We start from the raw sequence: 16,951 nt of genomic DNA, 5'->3' as shown, positions 1-16,951 counted from the left end.
ATAGTTATTACTTGTACTAGCGTTGCAAAAGAGGTCTGATTTTCTTTTCCACCGCCTCACGAGCACGGAAGATACGCGATCGTACCGTTCCTACCGGGCAATCCATCACTTCTGCAATTTCTTCATAACTCAAGCCATCGAGCTCTCGTAATGTCATTGCGGTTTTTAAATCTTCAGGTAAAGCTTCGATTGCACTGAACACCACCCGTTGCAATTCTTTGGACAACGTTAAGTTCTCAGGGTTCGATATTTCTTTAAGTGCACTACCTGTTTCGTAAAATTCAGCATCTTCAGCATCGACATCTGTCGCTGGAGGTCTACGCCCTTGAGCAACAATGTGATTTTTCGCAGTATTCACTGCAATGCGATACAGCCACGTATAAAACGCACTTTCCCCACGAAAGCTAGGGATAGCTCGGTAAGCTTTAATAAACGCTTCTTGTGCTACATCTGGTACATCGCCAGGATTACTAACGTATCTGGAAATAAGATTACATACCTTATTCTGGTACTTTGTTACCAACAGGTTGAATGCTTGCTTATCGCCATTCTGAACTCGCTCAATCAATACTTGATCGGTCAGCTGCTCGTTCATTCGAGCGGATACTCCTATTTGTTATGCCCCTACTCTTCTCAGATATGGGTACTAATTATGCAAAACGTAGTATTGACACCACTGCTTACTTGAGCACTATTGTGACCCTAACGTGAATGAGAAAGTTCCATGGTTTCTCAAGTTTTTTGTCATTGTTTTTTCACAGTGTGATGTCTGTACCCAAATGACCACCGCTGCCTGACTTTAGTCTAAGTTTGACAAGCGAGCATCTTGGAGGGAAATGGGTATAATGAATGATCTCTGTCCCAGATTGTGCTGGGTCGAGCATGGAAAAGCAATGGCATTGACAAACTATTACTTTTCATTTGCATGGCTAATGGCTATCTGAACACCGCGTTACAAATTATAACTTAGGAAGCATGCTCATGCTCTGCATGAAAAAGAAGAGTGGCTCAGTCACCGCCGTAACACGGACGTCGATAGGTCTCCCAACTTAGCCCTTAGCGACAGATGTCGCGATAATGGAATGCACATGGTGTGCAAATAATACACAAGGTAGCCTTGTTACCTTAGCTTGGGATTATAAAAGTTATATGAACACAAATCGTGAACATGAGTGTGATGTATTAGTGGTAGGGAGTGGCGCGGCAGGTTTGTCGTTGGCTTTGCGCGTTGCTAACCACTGTAAGGTGATGGTGCTGAGTAAAGGACCACGCAGCGAAGGGGCGACATACTATGCTCAAGGCGGTATCGCTGCCGTATTTGATGAGTCAGACACCATTGATTCACACGTTGAAGACACGCAAATCGCCGGGAATGGTATTTGCGATGAGGAGACCGTAAGGTTCATTGCTGAGCATTCAAAAGAGTGCGTACAGTGGTTGATTGACGGTGGTGTCCCATTTGATCGTGAAGAAGATGACTCTGACGATGAACCTCGCTACCACTTAACTCGTGAAGGTGGTCATAGCCGTCGTCGTATTCTTCACGCGGCAGATGCGACAGGTATGGCGATGCAAACCTCCCTGCAAGATAACGCTCATAACCATCCAAACATTCATGTTCTCGAACGTCACAATGCTCTGGACTTAATCACCGAAGACAAAATTGGCGGTGATAAAAACAAAGTTATCGGTGCTTATATTTGGAACCGCAACGAAGAGCATGTCGAAACCGTGCGAGCCAAATTTGTGGTTCTCGCTACAGGTGGTGCTTCAAAGGTTTATCAATACACCTCTAACCCAGATGTGTCGTCTGGTGATGGTATTGCGATTGCTTGGCGTGCAGGGTGTCGTGTGGCGAATATGGAATTTAACCAGTTCCATCCGACGTGTTTATATCACCCAGAAGCACGTAACTTCTTGCTGACTGAAGCGTTGCGTGGCGAAGGTGCTTACCTGCGTCGTCCAGATGGCTCTCGCTTTATGCCAGATTTCGATGAACGTAAAGAGCTTGCTCCGCGTGACGTGGTGGCTCGTGCTATCGACTTCGAAATGAAGCGTTTAGGCGCCGACTGTATGTATCTCGACATCAGTCATAAGCCTGCTGACTTTATTACGAAACACTTCCCAACCATTTATTCACGTTTGATGGATTTGGGCATCGACATGACTAAAGAGCCAATCCCAATCGTACCTGCTGCACACTACACTTGTGGCGGTGTCATGGTGGATAGAAATGGCTGCACCGATCTGAAAAATTTGTATGCGATTGGTGAAGTTAGCTACACCGGGCTGCATGGTGCTAACCGCATGGCATCAAACTCACTTCTCGAATGTGTGGTTTATGCTTGGTCTGCGGCAAAAGATATTCTAAAACATCACACTAACGTTGAGCTACCCTCACAGGTGCCATGTTGGGATGAAAGCAAAGTAACCAATAGTGATGAAGAAGTGATCATTCAGCACAACTGGCACGAGCTTCGTCTGTTTATGTGGGACTACATGGGCATTGTGCGAACTGACAAACGTTTAGAGCGCGCCTTACGCCGTATCCAACTGTTGCAACAAGAAACACACGAGTACTACAGCAATTTCCGTGTGTCGAACAACTTATTAGAACTGCGTAACCTTTTACAAGTCGCAGAGTTGATGGTTCGTTGTGCGATGCAGCGTAAAGAGAGTCGAGGTTTGCACTACACGCTTGACTATCCGAACCAACTGGAAAACAGCGGCCCAACGATTTTGGTTCCAGCTAAACAGCTTTAACTTTACCAAGTAAACTATTACATCAGCAGGGAGCATTAGCTCCCTGTTTCATTTCCCATTGGCGTAATACCAAAGATAGTTGACGATACTGCTCATCGTCACAGCTATCACGCCAAATCGTAACACTACGGCCAGATTGCAATTGGAATGTTATCTTGAATGGTGATGCCGATGTATCGACTCGCTGTAAATGACCCTTTTCGGACTCAATATCTTCCGAGCATTCGCCATACTCAAGGGCATCAAACCTAACCGAGCCATCGCAGTGCACATACCAATGCCCATGACTTGTAGGTTGAACAAGGCCTTGGCTTGAGAGAGCCTTAACAATCAGTAATAACAAATAAGTCGATAATACGAGCGGAACACTAGAGAAGATAACAGCCCAAGTCATCAATAAGAAAAGTACAACATTGAAGACTCGGGCAGTCAGAGAGGGAGAAGCAGTAAAATTAACGAACTTTGCTGAGGTTATGGGCGACAATTTTATCAACCATTGCTGCATGACCTAAATTTTCGCTACGGCCATGCCCCATTACCCAAGTAAACAGATCAGGATCATCGCATTCAAGTAAAGAAACAAAGTCACGCTGCTCTTGTTCACTCAGAGTATCAAAGCACTCTTCAAAAAACGGCATAATTACTACGTCAAGCTCAAGCATGCCTCGACGACAAGCCCATTTAATACGCGCTTTTTCTTCCGGAGTGTACATTCACTATTCCTTCATAGATGTCTTGTTGTTAGTGCGGAGTGTAACAAGTGATGTGCTACGTCACTAGTGTGCGGGTCACAATACGATAGTGAAAGCAGACAAATGTTGATTCGTAAATCGCTCCCCTAGTATCTCAAGGTTATTTGGGTATAACATAGCGGAAAAATATCTTCAAAAGGCATTGTAATTATGGAATGGCAAACTCGTTTTTCAGCATTACCTCTCTCAACTCAAGACGCACTTCCAGAGTTATCTATCTCACTGCTGGATAACTTCGGCATGATCACCATGATCGGTGACGATAAAAAATCATACTTACAAGGTCAGGTTACCTGCGATGTTGTTTCTTTAGAAAAAGACCAATCAACACTGGGCGCACATTGTGATGCGAAAGGCAAAGTGTGGAGCGTGTTCCGCCTTTTCCATCATCATGATGGCTACGGCATGATCCAACCAAAATCGGCGATTGACGTAGAACTTAGTGAAATAAAGAAATACGCCATTTTCTCTAAAGTAACGATTGAAGCTTCTGATGACGTTATCTTAGGTGTCGCTGGCGTCAAAGCCGATGAATTCATTTCAACAATGAGCAAGACAACTGGCAGCGTTCGCCCAGTTGACGGTGGCACAGCAGTGCAAGTTGCCCAAGATCGCTGGTTACTGATATTAAGTGCGCCAGAAGCACAGCAAATCGTTGAAACTACCGACGCTGTCTTTACGACAAATGAGCTTTGGAATCGTTTCGATATTGAGGCAGGTTTACCATTTGTCTCTGCATCCGCGCAGAATGCTCACATTCCACAAGCACTTAACGTGCAAGCTTTAGGAGGCATAAGCTTCACAAAGGGCTGCTACACGGGACAAGAAACGGTAGCACGAGCGAAGTATCGCGGTACCAATAAACGTGCGATGTATATCGTAAAAGGTGCAACTTCTGCTCCATTCAGTGACGAACCAATTGAGCTCGAACGCAGCGTAGGTGAAAACTGGCGTTCAGTAGGTGCTTTGTTAAATCACTACCAGTTCAGTGACAATCACGCGATTGGCCTGATCGTACTGCCTAATAATCTCGATGAAGACACTCGTCTTCGTTTGGTTGCGCAACCAGAATGTGAATGGACAATCGAATCAATGCCTTACAGTCTTGATGATGAGTAATACAATCAATACTCCTTTGATGCAATTTCTCACAGACCAACACATTCCGTTTCGTCTGTTACCGCATCAAAGACCAGCAACCACCATTGAGGATGCCGCGCACCAACGCGGCATTCGCCCTTCTCAAATGGTGAAAGCAATCTTGCTACGAGACATGGGTAATCAATATGCACTAGCCTGTGCACCAGGTGATCGTAGCGTTGATCCCAAAAAAGTGCGCTCGTTACTGAAATGTCGCCGGATGACTTGTGTTGATCAAGCCGATGTTGAGTCCATCACTGGTTACAAAGTTGGTACTGTCACTCCTCTGTTACTCAAACGTCATATGCCAATCGTGTTCGACCCCAGCTTACTAGAAGAACAGGAAGTCACGATCAGCAGTGGCGATCGAATGGCTGGGCTGGCGCTTTCTATTCAAGATCTTATCCAATTGTGCCAGCCGACCGTAGCTGAGATCTGTCGTTAATCGTCTAAAAACAATGTAATGACACGTAGTGTTTCTATCACTGCGTGATCTCGCTCATATCTACAAAAATAGACATGAGAATTTTTAATCACATATAAAACATAAATAGTCACAAAGATAAAACTCGTATATGCTGAATTTGTTGGTTAAGTTTCAAACAAGCACTTAACCGATATAAAGTGAGTCAGCTAGCTGAGTGACAGCATTCATGCAGTTAGTTATCCACTTTTGTGTAATGCATCTGTGACTATTCGCCCGCTGAAGCGGGCTTTTTTTTACGTGGAACTTTTTCTCTTTCATTTCCTCTAATCGTTAGAACGTAAAGTGTGTTGCGCGAGGCACGACCTTAATAGAAACAACTAGCAAACAACCGTTTTCGTTCTATTCTTAATTCTGTAACAAAACTATTGCTTAATGCGTCACGTAAAAAGGAGTGTATTGGCGTAAGGGTTCCTTTAGAGAGGTTATTTTTGAGGTAATCCTCACGCTATTTAAGAGATGACACTGTCAAATTGTCTAAGACAACACAATTCTCTGACGCAACACCCTACATCTGTATTTAATACTATTGCTGTCACAATAATTTTCGCGTCCAGAACGTAGAATACCTAGGCTAGGTTAGATAAAAGGAAAGTAAATATGAGACTGTTTAAGCGCTATACACCAAGTATGATTGCTAAACATATAAGTCGTCTTTTTAAAGGAAGAATTTATATTTACGGGGTCGGTAGATTCGAGTTTGATAACGGTAAGTTAATACTGCCGGAGAAAGCAGAGCAACGCCATTTCCGAGCGGTCAAAGAGATCAATCAAGAAATAATGAAACTCCGATGCGCATATGCTTAGCGAAATGTTGATAAAACAAAGGCTGGATTAACCAGCCTTTTGTGTATTTGAAGTTCGCTTTGCACTTACTGACGCGCCAGATCCGGCAAGTGTCCCTTTAAACCAAGCGCGCGCTTCATGATCTCATCTTTCGCTCCCGGCAGTTGCCCCGCTAAACTTAAGCCAATGCCACGAACGAGCTTCTTAGCTGGGTTCTCGCCAGAGAACAAATCTCGAAACCCTTGCATAGTAGCGATCATCTTTGCCGCTTCCGCTTTTCGCCAACGCTCGTAGCTTCTTAGGTTGCGTTTACTACCGATATCTTGTCCCTGCTTCCAAAGTGCTAACACCTCTTGAGCAAGACTGGCCGCATCTAATAAACCCAAATTCACACCCTGCCCCGCTAATGGGTGAATGGTATGGGCCGCATCACCAACCAGCGCGACTCGCTCGACGACAAAATCTCGCGCATAGCGCATTTTCAAAGGAAACGCAGCACGCTCTCCCACTACTTCACATAGACCAAGTCGAGCATCAAACTCACTCGTCAACGCTTTATTGAAATCATGTTCACTCATCGCCACTAACTGCTCTGCTCGATTTGGCTCCGTGGACCAAACAATAGAGCACATATCTGGTTGCGACATTGGCAAAAATGCCAACGGTCCGTGAGGAGTAAATATCTGGCGCGCAATGCTGTTGTGTGGCATAGCAGTTTTGACATTCGCGACCAAAGCATGATGACCATAGTCCCAATGCGTTAATGGAATATCCATTTGATGGCGAAGCCACGAATTCGCCCCATCGGCTCCGACCACTAATTTAGCGGTCATGGCTTGGCCATTATCGAGCGTCAGCCAGCTTTCTTGCTCACCGACCGCGAGAGTCGCGCAACGTGCAGGCATAAACATAGTGACGTTATCGAGCTTTTGGACTTGTTCAAGCAGCGCAAGTTGAATCACACGATTCTCAACAATGTGCCCTAAATCAGGTTGTGCCATACTTTGTGCATTAAATTCAATACTGGCAAAGCTATCTTGTTCCCATACTTCCATGCCATGGTAAGGTGAAGCTCGGCGCTGTTCTATGCCCTGCCAAGCACCAAGTTTACGCAAAATCGTCTCACTAGAGCGGCTCAGCGCAGACACACGAACATCGGGCAATTCTTTCAACGAATCATCTGGCACTTTACCTTCAATAACGGCGACACGCAGATCACTGTCTTTGAACGCGGCAGCAAGTGCCAACCCAACCATCCCTCCGCCGATGATGGCGATATCTACACTTTGCATCATTGCTTTTTATTACCTAATTCAGTGCGGCCGTTCATCGTTTTACCAAGCCAAGTGTATGGCGTAGTAGCGGCTGCTTAAAAATAGAAAGGTTATCCATCGCTGCTAAGGCAGTATTTCGGCCAATTCGCATCGCGGGTAAATCATTTGAAAAAACATGTACTAAGGCACTGGTTAGCCAAATAGTTTCGCTTCGATCTGCTTCTCTACGTTGACTAAAGCGCATCAGGCCTTGATAAAGACCCACATCCTCACTTTGCTGCACAATTTCTTCTGCTAGTGAGACTACATCGCGAATACCGAGATTAAAGCCTTGTCCAGCTATCGGGTGCAGCGTTTGCGCCGCATTTCCAACAATCGCAAAGCGATGTGAAATATTTTGCTTTCGATGGCGAAGAAGCAATGGGTAACTTGCACGGCGCCCCACTTTTTTCATCGCGCCTAAACGCCAACCAAAATCGTTCTGTAAACGCTGGAGAAATGCTTGATCAGATAACTCAAGAACGGCTTGGGCTTCTTCAGGGTGCAAACACCAAACTAAGGACATTCGATTGTCACTCATTGGCAATAAAGCAACAGGGCCATTCTCAGTAAAACGTTCAAAGGCTCTACCTTGATGAGGTTCTTGAGTCACAATATTGGCAATGACAGCCACTTGTTCAAAATCTTGCTCAGAAAGTTCTAGACCAATTTTCTGACAACAGGTCGAAACAGCACCATCTGCAGCCACCAGCAGTTTTGCTTCAAGTTGCTCACCACTTTTCAACGTCACATGGGTACAGTTTTGCTCGCGCTCGATATCGGTAACGGAGTCAGGACAAAACAGCGTAATTGACTCGCTACTGTCTAATAATTCTTGATATACACGCCCAACATCGGCTAATTCTACAACATACCCTAGAGCTTCAACCCCAACCTCTTGCTTGGTAATCTCCGTCATCCCAGCATGAGAACGGTCAGAAACGTGGATATGTTCAATGGGTGTGACAAACGGTTCTACTGACGTCCAGAGCTGTAGTTGACGCAACAGATTGACAGTACCGTAAGACAATGCGATTGAGCGAGAGTCAAAACCAGGGTGCATATCTGATTGTGCTTTAAAAGGCTCAACGACGGCAATGCGGAGCTTTCCCTGAGACAAATGGTCAATCGCCAATGCTAACGTTGCACCAGCCATGGCACCACCAGCAATGACTACATCATATTGCTTCATACTAACCTCTGGACGGTCTACGATTAGTGAATAGTAGGTTTTTTGTCGCTGCTTTCAGGACGAACACCAAATTCAGCATGAATCGTTAGTACGCAAGCTTTGATGTGCTCAATCACTTGCTCTAGCAATTGCGCTTGTTCACCAAGATCGTCATCTTCATCAATGCCTAATTTGGCAATCTCTTCTAGATCAGCCAGTGCTTCTTTAGCGTCATCAGATGCTTTGTTAAGCGCAACGCCTGCTAGACCTAGCCCAGAAATAAAGTGGTTTACAAAGTCGGACACACTGTCGGCTAATGCGAATAAGCCTTCTTCGCCCGGCTCATCTGGCAATAGTAAAGACAGCTCCATTGATGTGCCAGTAAGCTCATTAACAGTAACGTTGAATATGCTCTGAGCAAAAGTGAGTGCTGTCGAGGGCCACCCCATCCCATCATTGGTGTAGTCAAAAAGAATCGGCTGCCAAGTTTGATCATTGATCGCCAATCCACCACTTAACATGCCAACAAATAAGCCATGTAACTCCGCCGGTGTCACAGCCAGGCTTGCCGATTGCAGTTCAGCAGCAATAGATTGGTATTCAGGAAGGGTGATTTCACTCATAACTTGGCTCATTCTTGCGTAATAATGTATTGGTATATCCTACCATCAAGGTTAGTGGTCTGAAACGGCTATCAAATTCAATTTTGGACAGCATTTGTTCAATTTGCCCAATTCCTGTGTGATCTCGTCATCATTTCTCTTTCTGTGATGGGAAATGCTTGAATCTTAATAGCGGTTTTCCTATAGTTTGCTCCTCGGTAGTTGTATGAAGCAACACCTTAGATAGCGCGAATATAGAGTTTATTCATCATGAGCAATCAAGCGATCGACGTTGAAATATTAGGCAAACTTACACGAGTGAATTGTCCGACAGGACAAGAAGAGTCTCTTGTTGCAGCGGCAAAAGATCTGGATCGCCGATTGAAAGAAATGAGCGAACGTACTAAGGTAACCAATGAAATCCAACTGCTGACCTTTGCTGCATTGAATATTTGCTATGAGTTGCACACCAAGTCATACGAATCCAATGGTCAACAGCAAGAAATTACTGAGCGAATGGAAAAGCTCACCGCGTCTTTAGAGAACGCACTAAGCAAAGTTACGCAAGGACAGCAGTAAATACAAAATTTACCCTGGGGTGTGCGTCAGCAGGATTTAAGTCCCTGAGCCGATAAGCAATACCTAAGGGTTAGTATTTGGTAACTATTGAGCAAGCTCGGCATGCACCGAGAAGCCTACGGTTGTCATTGCTGATCCGCCTTGAACCAGCTGGTTCAAGGGCCACAATCCTCAACGGCACCCTGGGGTATTCTCTCTATGTCAGACCTCTCTCGACAAGACTTCCGCAAACTGATTCGTGAAAAGCGCAACGCTCTGTGCAGTGATACACAATACCAAGCGGGAATCGACCTTATTACTCAATTTTCCCAACTTCCTGAAATCGATCAGGCGCAACATATTGCCATCTACCTTTCTGCAGACGGTGAGCTTGATACTAAACCGCTCATTGAATGGTTATGGCAACAGGGAAAATCGGTTTATCTGCCCGTCATCCACCCCTTTTCTAAAGGTCAGTTACTGTTTCTTCAGTATATAAGTGATGAACAGCTCGTCTACAACAAGTACGGCATCTTAGAGCCCAAGCTCGATATCAGACACCTCAAACCCGTTCGCCAGCTTGATTTAATCTGCACGCCTTTAGTTGGGTTCGACAGTATCGGACACCGCTTAGGCATGGGCGGAGGGTACTACGATCGTACTCTGTCACGTTGGTTTATAACTGGAGAGGGAGCTAAACCTGTTGGTATCGCTCATGACTGCCAACATGTAGAACGCTTACCAATTGAAAGCTGGGACATTCCATTACCTAAGATCGTGACCCCAAGCCAAATATGGCAATGGGAAAGTGACAAGTAAGCCGCTATAATCACGCCCGCAAACGTTAACGAACATCTATTCAGGAGATTGGCATGACTCAAGATGAAATGAAAAAAGCGGCTGGTTGGGCAGCACTAAAATATGTTGAGAAAGGCAGCATTGTCGGTGTTGGTACTGGCTCTACCGTGAATCACTTCATCGATGCACTAGGCACTATCAAAGATGATATTAAAGGTGCAGTGTCTAGCTCTGTCGCTTCAACTGAGCGCCTTAAAGAGCTTGGTATTGAAGTATACGAGTGTAACGATGTAATGAAGCTGGATGTGTATGTTGATGGCGCAGATGAGATCAACCCAGCACGTGAAATGATCAAAGGCGGCGGCGCGGCTCTGACTCGTGAGAAAATTGTCGCAGCAATCTCTGATAAGTTCGTATGTATCGTTGACGGCACTAAAGCAGTTGACGTACTTGGCCAGTTCCCATTGCCTGTTGAAGTAATCCCAATGGCACGCTCTTACGTGGCTCGTGAATTGGTAAAACTAGGTGGTGATCCAGCTTACCGTGAAGGCGTTGTGACTGACAACGGCAACGTGATTCTGGATGTGCACAATATGCAAATTACCAACCCGAAAGAAATGGAAGACAAAATAAACGGCATCGCTGGTGTGGTGACTGTGGGTCTTTTCGCTCATCGTGGTGCAGACGTAGTGATCACTGGCACACCAGAAGGTGCAAAAATTGAAGAATAAGTAACAGCCCAAAATGAACCTATCTGGTTCACTTTTCTGTTATTTCATTACATACGGTGCTGCAAGGCACCGTTTTTTATTCCTTTCTATAAGAAAATTATCTCTTATTCCGTAATTTTCTTACCCAAAGCAATTTTTTTTTGTTACTTTATTGAACAGAAGACGCACAGGGAAACGTTTGTCTTCCTACAAAACTGTTAATTATCCCCTTTTTAATAGTTTTGTCCAATGTGCGCCACATTAGCCCACCTTTCCATTTTAAGGACGAGAAAAAATGGCCAAAGTTTCACTGGAAAAAGAAAAGATTAAGATCCTCTTGTTAGAGGGACTCCACCCTTCTTCAGTTGAAGTTCTTCAAGCAGCTGGTTATACCAACATTGAATACCATAAAGGTTCCCTTCCGGAAGAAGAACTAATTGAAGCGGTAAAAGACGTACACTTCATTGGTATCCGCTCCCGTACGAACCTATCCGAAGAGGTAATCAATGCGGCGAACAAGCTGGTTGCAATTGGCTGTTTTTGTATTGGTACTAACCAAGTAAACCTAGACGCAGCAGCAAAACGCGGTATTCCTGTCTTTAATGCACCATTCTCTAACACTCGAAGCGTGGCAGAGCTTGTACTTGGGCAAATCCTTTTACTAGTGCGTGGGATTCCTGAAAAGAATGCACTTGCACATCGCGGTATTTGGAAGAAAAGTGCAGACAACTCTTACGAAGCTCGTGGTAAGTGCCTTGGCATTATCGGATACGGTCACATTGGTACGCAGCTTGGTATTATTGCCGAAAACTTAGGTATGCGCGTTTACTACTACGATATTGAGAACAAACTGTCCCTTGGTAATGCGACGCAAGTACATACCATGAGTGAACTATTGAACAAATGTGATGTGATTTCTTTGCACGTTCCCGAAACACCGGAAACGAAAAACATGATGGGTGAAGCTGAATTTGCTCGAATGAAACCAGGTTCCATCTTTATCAACGCTGCACGTGGCACCGTTGTGGATATTCCTGCACTTTGCCATAGCTTAGAAGCTGGTCACCTTGCCGGAGCTGCAATTGATGTATTCCCAACTGAACCAAAAACAAATGCTGACCCTTTCGAGTCTCCTTTACAAAAATTCGATAACGTCATTCTCACTCCACACGTTGGTGGTTCAACGCAAGAAGCACAAGAGAATATCGGCTTAGAAGTGGCGGGTAAACTGGCTAAGTACTCTGATAACGGCTCGACACTTTCAAGCGTAAACTTCCCTGAAGTGTCATTGCCAGAACACAGTGGTGAGTGTTCTCGTCTGCTTCATATCCACAAGAACCGTCCTGGTATCCTAACTCAGATCAACACCATCTTTGCTGAAGAAGGCATTAACATTGCCGCGCAGTACCTACAAACAGCCGCTGAAATAGGCTACGTAGTGATCGACGTTGAAACTGAGCGCTCAGAAGAAGCTCTAACAAAGCTCAAAAACATTGAAGGCACAATCCGTGCCCGTATCCTTCACTAAACAGTGAAACAGAAACGACAAAGGCAGGGGTTATGACTCCCTGCCTTTTGCTTTTTACTGTTTGCTAAGCCTTACTTTAGCTTATAAATGACATCGACTTGATCGCGAATGATCATAGTTGAATCTTGGTAGCTATTCGCTCCTTCTTTACTATCCATCGCCATTGAACGCATTAACACAGGCTGAACGTGCATCTGTCTGTAATTGATCTGCCATACATCGCCCAACTTTTTCTCAAAACCAGTCGCTAATGACCCTGCTTTTTCTCTTGCGTCCTTAATCGCAGCCATTCGTGCCTTTTGCTGATACTCGGCTTGGTTGCTTACCTTAAGTTGAATATTATCAACCTGATTAATTCCCGCTTCTAACGCCATATCTAGGTATTGGTTAAGGTTTTTCAGATCCGTCACCGTGACATCAATACTGCGAGATGCTCGATACCCAACAAGTTCTGCTTTCCCTGATTTAGGGTAATGGTACTGAGGAGCAAGGTATAAATTCGAGCTAGTAATATTGTCTTTTGATAAGCCGGCATCCGATAAGCTTTTTAGAAACTCTTCAACGGTTTTATCTACGGACAATTTCGCTTGTTCGGCCGTCATTGTCGTATCGACTACTTTTACAGAAAACGTAGCCATATCAGGTGTGGCCGTCACTTCGCCATACCCCGTTGTCGTAACATGAGCAAACTCTGGCGTATTCGCCAAAACTGAAGCACTGGTAAGGCTGAGTGCTGAAGCCAGCAAAAATGAATACAATTTCATTCAATAAATCCATCCATACAAAATTAAGTACTTAATCTCAGATTCCAACATCACTATCATGGCTGAGAAAGCGTGTGGTTTCATAATAGAAACTTCCGCCGATTATCCAAGCACCCATAGTGACTTCTAACACAACTTTGACTATGTAACATTGGCGTAATTTTTAAACAAAACACACTAAGTTAACGATATGCAGCTCTGACAAACTTATTGAGGTAGATGCTGCTGCGCATACCCCACTATCGCGTGTGAGATTTCTTGTAATACCCCAGTTTCTAACTGCCAGTGGTGCCAATAAATCCGATGGGACATTAAAAAACCTGGAGTCACATCAACCAACACACCTCTGTCTAATTCGTCGGTAATTTGCAAGCGGGGGATCAAGCAATAAGCAACACCAGCTAACGCCACTTTTAGAAACGCTTCAGAACTACTGATGTTGTGATGAATAACGCTGTCAGGATTGACGTTAAAATGCTCGGTAAGAAATGTTTTATGTAGATCATCATATTGGTCATATGAAACGGCCGGTGCTTTTGCCAATGTCTGATTATTTACGCCTTTAGAAAAATAACGCTGATAGAACTCTGGGCTCGCGACACAAACATAATCGATGCGACCTAAATAGTCTGCTCTGCATCCGGGGATTGGCTGGGACTCCAAGCTGATCGCTCCTGTCACTTCGCCACTTTTGAGTTTTTCAATAGAGCGGTATTCACCAAAGATAGTCAGTTTTAGTTCAACTTGACGCTGCTTCATAACATTTTGCAGCGCTGGCAGTAGCCATGTTGCAAGGCTATCTGCATTAGTCGCTAAAGAGAGTTGCACAGGTCGCGTACTGGTATCATTTTTTAGTTCGGGGAGAATTTCATGCTCTAGCAAGCGTACTCGCCGATAAAGACCCAACAATTTTTTACCAATTGGCGTTGGCTTAGGTGGCTGGCTTCGAATTAAAACAGGCTGCGCGAGAAACTTCTCTAACTGCTTGATACGTTGAGAAATGGCGGATTGAGAAACAAATAAATGCTCGGCAGCACGCTCAAAGCTACCCTGATAAACTATAGCGTCTAATGCCTCAATCCATTTGTAATCTAACCCTCGCATACCTTTCCTCTCACTCCTGATCAAACGCCTCCCGTTAAATTAGTCTATCTAATGTAAGATTAAAATCATTAATTATACTTATTTAGATAAACGCTTTATCTTTCCCTTTTCTGTAAATGTATTTGTTATTTTGAAGTGAGGTGAAGTGTGAGCTTGTGGGTTCTATTGCAAGGTTTTGGTTTAGGAGCATCAATGATCATTCCGATCGGCGCGCAAAATGCGTATGTTTTGAATCAAGGCATAAAGCGTAACCACCACCTAACAACCGCCACTATTTGTAGCGTGCTAGATATGATTTTCATCTCTCTAGGTATCTTTGGTGGTGGTGCAATTCTGTCTCAAAATGAAATCTTACTGACGTCGGTGACACTTGGTGGTATTGCTTTCTTAAGCTTCTATGGACTGCTCTCGCTTAAAAGTGCTTTTAAGCCAGAGAGTGAATCGGAATCAAAAGGGGAGATCGTAGCTCGAGGTCGTCGAACGGTTATTCTAGGTGCGTTAGCTGTCACTGTGCTTAATCCGCACTTATATTTAGATACAGTCGTTATTCTAGGTTCGATCGGTGGACAATTTGAAGGCCATGATCGCATTGCTTTTGCACTAGGTACGATTATGGCTTCCTTTGTTTGGTTCTACACTTTATCGATAGGAGCAGCCAAACTAGGTCCAACACTCTCTAAACCAAAAGTGAAAAAAACCATCGACATTGCAATCGCAATGATGATGTTCACAATAGCGTATATCTTAGCGAATGAGCTTATTGATAAGCATTGGTAATCACCAGGTAGTAAGGCAGCAAAGACATGGAGTCACTAAAACGTATTTATAACAACAATAGAGAGCGATTCAACGCGCTCTCTATTCCTTTTCGGGAATGGCAGCACGAAGCCATTTTAGACTTTGAGACAGATATACGCATTGCGAGAGAGCTTGGTTGGACGGGTACGCATACCAAAAGCCTCTTTTTAACACTCAAAGGACAAGGTTACGCGGTTTATCTGACAGATAAGGACTCGCGCCTCGATGCCAAGCAGATTAAAGCGATTACAGGTAAACGTCCCTCTATTTGTAATGACGATGAAATGGTCGAAGTGTTAGGTTGCGTACCCGGCGCGGTTTGCCCAATAGGCTTACCGGAAGACATCACTATCATTGTTGATACCAATCTCTATCAACATCAAGAGTTGCTGTATACGCCTGGCTTACCTGAGTTCACATTTGGATTTGCAGGTAAACATCTAAAACGCCTCTTACTTGCTGGTCATCACACCCTTTACGAAATATAAAAAAGCGAGGCCTATTGGCCTCGCTTTTGAATATCGACTGCTTTTGATTAAGCGTCGACTTTGTTCAGGTGAACATCCATTTGTGGGAATGGAATCTCGATACCATTTTCATCCAATGCTTCTTTAATACCTTGCATTGCATCAAAGTATACGCCCCAGTAATCTGCAGTTTTCACCCATGGACGAACCACAAAGTTAACTGAAGAGTCCGCTAACGTAAGTACACCAATTGTGATATCTGGGTCTTTCAAGATACGTGGATCTTTCTCTAGCGTCTCACGAATCACTTTCTTCGTTAGTTTAAGGTCTGCTTTGTATGAAACACCAATCACTAGGTCGACACGTCGTGTCGCATGGCGAGAGTAGTTAGTAATGGCACCGCCGATAACTGAAGAGTTAGGCACAACAACCATTTTGTTGTCTGGTGTTTTTAGAACGGTTTGGAAGATTTGAATTGCTTCAACACTACCCGCTACACCACCGATTTCTACGTAGTCGCCTGATTTGAATGGACGGAACGCAACAATAAGTACGCCTGCTGCAAAGTTTGATAGTGAACCTTGTAGTGCAAGACCAACAGCAAGACCTGCCGCACCAATCACAGCAACAACAGAAGCGGTTTGAACTCCTAATCGACCAAGAGCCGCGATTAGCACGATTACAAATAGCAAGTAACGAACAAGACCGTGAATAAATTCAACGACGGCCTTATCCATGTTTTTCTTTTCTAGTACTTTAGAAACACTACCAGCGACTGCCTTAACGATAAGATTACCGATAAACAGAATAAGCAGCGCAGAGATAATGTTCACACCGTACTGAACCAGTAGATCTGAATTGTTTGTCAGCCAAGTTTCAGCCTGAGTTAGACCATCCGTTAAAGTGGTATCGATACCCACCGATTCACCTGCCATAATTCTTATCCTCAAAAATAAAGAGATATAAATCCAATTGCCGTTAATTTATGAACCTTGTTTTTTAAAGGCTCTTTTCTAAAACAACATCCCTATTGCTCCACTGAACAGTGTCAGATTTTTGGCACAATATCCCAACTCTGACTTTTTTCAAAGTCAGAGTTTCGCAAAGATATGCAAAACAAGACTTTATCAGAGCTTTCTGACACTGACTTGTTACAGGTTACGCAATGCACTCTGATTTCGCCACTCTTAAGACTGATATTCCCATGTTTTCT

General features: G+C 44.3%; 19 protein-coding genes and 1 other RNA gene. 11 read left to right on the top strand and 9 right to left on the bottom strand.

Annotated features, from left to right (window positions below; translation table 11 throughout):
• Nucleotides 1–16: 16 nt before the first annotated feature.
• A complete protein-coding gene (gene rpoE / locus R7P74_RS20065) occupies nucleotides 17–595 on the bottom strand; it encodes an RNA polymerase sigma factor RpoE (RefSeq protein WP_005380946.1) in 579 nt (192 codons plus the stop codon).
• A 554-nt stretch (nucleotides 596–1,149) separates the two neighbouring features.
• Between rpoE and nadB the strand changes: the two genes are divergently transcribed.
• Nucleotides 1,150–2,763, top strand: a complete 1,614-nt coding sequence (gene nadB, locus R7P74_RS20060; RefSeq protein ID WP_225474076.1) for an L-aspartate oxidase — start codon at nucleotides 1,150–1,152, stop codon at nucleotides 2,761–2,763.
• A gap of 22 nt (nucleotides 2,764–2,785) precedes the next feature.
• Here nadB and R7P74_RS20055 read toward each other — a convergent pair whose 3' ends face one another.
• The gene (locus R7P74_RS20055; RefSeq protein WP_226977255.1) at nucleotides 2,786–3,247 is read right to left on the bottom strand and encodes a protein YgfX; all 462 of its coding nucleotides are present in this window, start codon (nucleotides 3,245–3,247) and stop codon (nucleotides 2,786–2,788) included.
• Nucleotides 3,216–3,476, bottom strand: a complete 261-nt coding sequence (locus R7P74_RS20050; RefSeq protein WP_005380951.1) for an FAD assembly factor SdhE — start codon at nucleotides 3,474–3,476, stop codon at nucleotides 3,216–3,218. The genes R7P74_RS20055 and R7P74_RS20050 overlap by 32 nt, the downstream gene beginning before the upstream one ends.
• Before the next feature lie 189 nt (nucleotides 3,477–3,665).
• On the opposite strand from R7P74_RS20050, the gene ygfZ reads away from it, so the two are divergent.
• The 3 genes from ygfZ (at nucleotide 3,666) to R7P74_RS20035 (ending at nucleotide 5,946) form a co-directional block, all read left to right on the top strand.
• Nucleotides 3,666–4,634: a tRNA-modifying protein YgfZ gene (gene ygfZ / locus R7P74_RS20045; protein ID WP_318123124.1), complete on the top strand. Its 969-nt coding sequence runs from the start codon at nucleotides 3,666–3,668 to the stop codon at nucleotides 4,632–4,634.
• On the top strand, nucleotides 4,627–5,100 hold the full coding sequence (locus R7P74_RS20040; RefSeq protein ID WP_053306796.1) for an aminoacyl-tRNA deacylase: 474 nt from the start codon (nucleotides 4,627–4,629) through the stop codon (nucleotides 5,098–5,100). Before ygfZ ends, R7P74_RS20040 begins: the two co-directional genes overlap by 8 nt.
• Before the next feature lie 639 nt (nucleotides 5,101–5,739).
• Nucleotides 5,740–5,946: a DUF1107 domain-containing protein gene (locus R7P74_RS20035; protein ID WP_005380970.1), complete on the top strand. Its 207-nt coding sequence runs from the start codon at nucleotides 5,740–5,742 to the stop codon at nucleotides 5,944–5,946.
• 65 nt (nucleotides 5,947–6,011) lie between these two features.
• On the opposite strand, the gene R7P74_RS20030 is transcribed toward R7P74_RS20035, so the two are convergent.
• Genes R7P74_RS20030 through R7P74_RS20020 form a run of 3 tightly spaced genes read right to left on the bottom strand, consistent with a single transcriptional unit; the run spans nucleotide 6,012 to nucleotide 9,032 of the window.
• Nucleotides 6,012–7,220: an FAD-dependent 2-octaprenylphenol hydroxylase gene (locus R7P74_RS20030; protein WP_033907445.1), complete on the bottom strand. Its 1,209-nt coding sequence runs from the start codon at nucleotides 7,218–7,220 to the stop codon at nucleotides 6,012–6,014.
• 31 nt (nucleotides 7,221–7,251) lie between these two features.
• A complete protein-coding gene (ubiH, locus tag R7P74_RS20025; protein ID WP_005380974.1) occupies nucleotides 7,252–8,430 on the bottom strand; it encodes a 2-octaprenyl-6-methoxyphenyl hydroxylase in 1,179 nt (392 codons plus the stop codon).
• A 23-nt stretch (nucleotides 8,431–8,453) separates the two neighbouring features.
• Nucleotides 8,454–9,032 carry a YecA/YgfB family protein gene (locus R7P74_RS20020; RefSeq protein WP_005380976.1) on the bottom strand — a complete coding sequence of 193 codons (579 nt, stop codon included), beginning with the start codon at nucleotides 9,030–9,032 and terminating at the stop codon, nucleotides 8,454–8,456.
• Between the two features lie 249 nt (nucleotides 9,033–9,281).
• On the opposite strand from R7P74_RS20020, the gene R7P74_RS20015 reads away from it, so the two are divergent.
• From R7P74_RS20015 to serA, 5 genes are all read left to right on the top strand, one after another.
• On the top strand, nucleotides 9,282–9,590 hold the full coding sequence (locus R7P74_RS20015; RefSeq protein ID WP_005384553.1) for a cell division protein ZapA: 309 nt from the start codon (nucleotides 9,282–9,284) through the stop codon (nucleotides 9,588–9,590).
• Between the two features lie 8 nt (nucleotides 9,591–9,598).
• Nucleotides 9,599–9,783: non-coding RNA, 6S RNA (gene ssrS / locus R7P74_RS20010), on the top strand.
• Between the two features lie 5 nt (nucleotides 9,784–9,788).
• The gene (locus tag R7P74_RS20005) at nucleotides 9,789–10,388 is read left to right on the top strand and encodes a 5-formyltetrahydrofolate cyclo-ligase (protein ID WP_005384552.1); all 600 of its coding nucleotides are present in this window, start codon (nucleotides 9,789–9,791) and stop codon (nucleotides 10,386–10,388) included.
• Nucleotides 10,389–10,441: 53 nt separating this feature from the next.
• Nucleotides 10,442–11,098: a ribose-5-phosphate isomerase RpiA gene (gene rpiA / locus R7P74_RS20000; RefSeq protein WP_005380982.1), complete on the top strand. Its 657-nt coding sequence runs from the start codon at nucleotides 10,442–10,444 to the stop codon at nucleotides 11,096–11,098.
• A 274-nt stretch (nucleotides 11,099–11,372) separates the two neighbouring features.
• The gene (serA, locus tag R7P74_RS19995; protein WP_005384551.1) at nucleotides 11,373–12,605 is read left to right on the top strand and encodes a phosphoglycerate dehydrogenase; all 1,233 of its coding nucleotides are present in this window, start codon (nucleotides 11,373–11,375) and stop codon (nucleotides 12,603–12,605) included.
• 71 nt (nucleotides 12,606–12,676) lie between these two features.
• On the opposite strand, the gene R7P74_RS19990 is transcribed toward serA, so the two are convergent.
• Nucleotides 12,677–13,369 (bottom strand): oxidative stress defense protein, encoded by a 693-nt coding sequence (locus R7P74_RS19990; protein WP_005384550.1) that lies wholly within the window; start codon nucleotides 13,367–13,369, stop codon nucleotides 12,677–12,679.
• 207 nt (nucleotides 13,370–13,576) lie between these two features.
• Nucleotides 13,577–14,473, bottom strand: coding sequence for a LysR family transcriptional regulator ArgP (locus R7P74_RS19985; protein WP_213961254.1), 897 nt, complete (start codon nucleotides 14,471–14,473; stop codon nucleotides 13,577–13,579).
• 147 nt (nucleotides 14,474–14,620) lie between these two features.
• Between R7P74_RS19985 and R7P74_RS19980 the strand changes: the two genes are divergently transcribed.
• The gene (locus R7P74_RS19980) at nucleotides 14,621–15,250 is read left to right on the top strand and encodes a LysE/ArgO family amino acid transporter (RefSeq protein ID WP_238843836.1); all 630 of its coding nucleotides are present in this window, start codon (nucleotides 14,621–14,623) and stop codon (nucleotides 15,248–15,250) included.
• Between the two features lie 26 nt (nucleotides 15,251–15,276).
• Complete coding sequence (locus R7P74_RS19975; RefSeq protein WP_318123123.1) at nucleotides 15,277–15,759, top strand: YbaK/EbsC family protein; 483 nt, start codon at nucleotides 15,277–15,279, stop codon at nucleotides 15,757–15,759.
• 47 nt (nucleotides 15,760–15,806) lie between these two features.
• On the opposite strand, the gene mscS is transcribed toward R7P74_RS19975, so the two are convergent.
• A complete protein-coding gene (gene mscS / locus R7P74_RS19970; protein ID WP_005380995.1) occupies nucleotides 15,807–16,673 on the bottom strand; it encodes a small-conductance mechanosensitive channel MscS in 867 nt (288 codons plus the stop codon).
• Nucleotides 16,674–16,951 lie beyond the last annotated feature (278 nt).

This window comes from Vibrio sp. 2033 (assembly GCF_033339735.1).
Note: the sequence above shows the minus strand (reverse complement) of the source record. Positions and strands in the feature narration are given on the sequence as shown.

Coding starts and splice junctions, on each gene's coding strand:
- ubiH (WP_005380974.1), bottom strand. CDS start 8,430: ATGAAGCAATATGATGTAGTCATTGCTGGTGGTGCCATGGCTGGTGCA.
- R7P74_RS20005 (WP_005384552.1), top strand. CDS start 9,789: ATGTCAGACCTCTCTCGACAAGACTTCCGCAAACTGATTCGTGAAAAG.
- R7P74_RS19985 (WP_213961254.1), bottom strand. CDS start 14,473: ATGCGAGGGTTAGATTACAAATGGATTGAGGCATTAGACGCTATAGTT.
- ygfZ (WP_318123124.1), top strand. CDS start 3,666: ATGGAATGGCAAACTCGTTTTTCAGCATTACCTCTCTCAACTCAAGAC.
- R7P74_RS20040 (WP_053306796.1), top strand. CDS start 4,627: ATGAGTAATACAATCAATACTCCTTTGATGCAATTTCTCACAGACCAA.
- rpiA (WP_005380982.1), top strand. CDS start 10,442: ATGACTCAAGATGAAATGAAAAAAGCGGCTGGTTGGGCAGCACTAAAA.
- mscS (WP_005380995.1), bottom strand. CDS start 16,673: ATGGCAGGTGAATCGGTGGGTATCGATACCACTTTAACGGATGGTCTA.
- R7P74_RS19975 (WP_318123123.1), top strand. CDS start 15,277: ATGGAGTCACTAAAACGTATTTATAACAACAATAGAGAGCGATTCAAC.
- rpoE (WP_005380946.1), bottom strand. CDS start 595: ATGAACGAGCAGCTGACCGATCAAGTATTGATTGAGCGAGTTCAGAAT.
- nadB (WP_225474076.1), top strand. CDS start 1,150: ATGAACACAAATCGTGAACATGAGTGTGATGTATTAGTGGTAGGGAGT.
- R7P74_RS20020 (WP_005380976.1), bottom strand. CDS start 9,032: ATGAGTGAAATCACCCTTCCTGAATACCAATCTATTGCTGCTGAACTG.
- R7P74_RS19990 (WP_005384550.1), bottom strand. CDS start 13,369: ATGAAATTGTATTCATTTTTGCTGGCTTCAGCACTCAGCCTTACCAGT.
- R7P74_RS20015 (WP_005384553.1), top strand. CDS start 9,282: ATGAGCAATCAAGCGATCGACGTTGAAATATTAGGCAAACTTACACGA.
- R7P74_RS20030 (WP_033907445.1), bottom strand. CDS start 7,220: ATGATGCAAAGTGTAGATATCGCCATCATCGGCGGAGGGATGGTTGGG.
- serA (WP_005384551.1), top strand. CDS start 11,373: ATGGCCAAAGTTTCACTGGAAAAAGAAAAGATTAAGATCCTCTTGTTA.
- R7P74_RS20050 (WP_005380951.1), bottom strand. CDS start 3,476: ATGTACACTCCGGAAGAAAAAGCGCGTATTAAATGGGCTTGTCGTCGA.
- R7P74_RS20035 (WP_005380970.1), top strand. CDS start 5,740: ATGAGACTGTTTAAGCGCTATACACCAAGTATGATTGCTAAACATATA.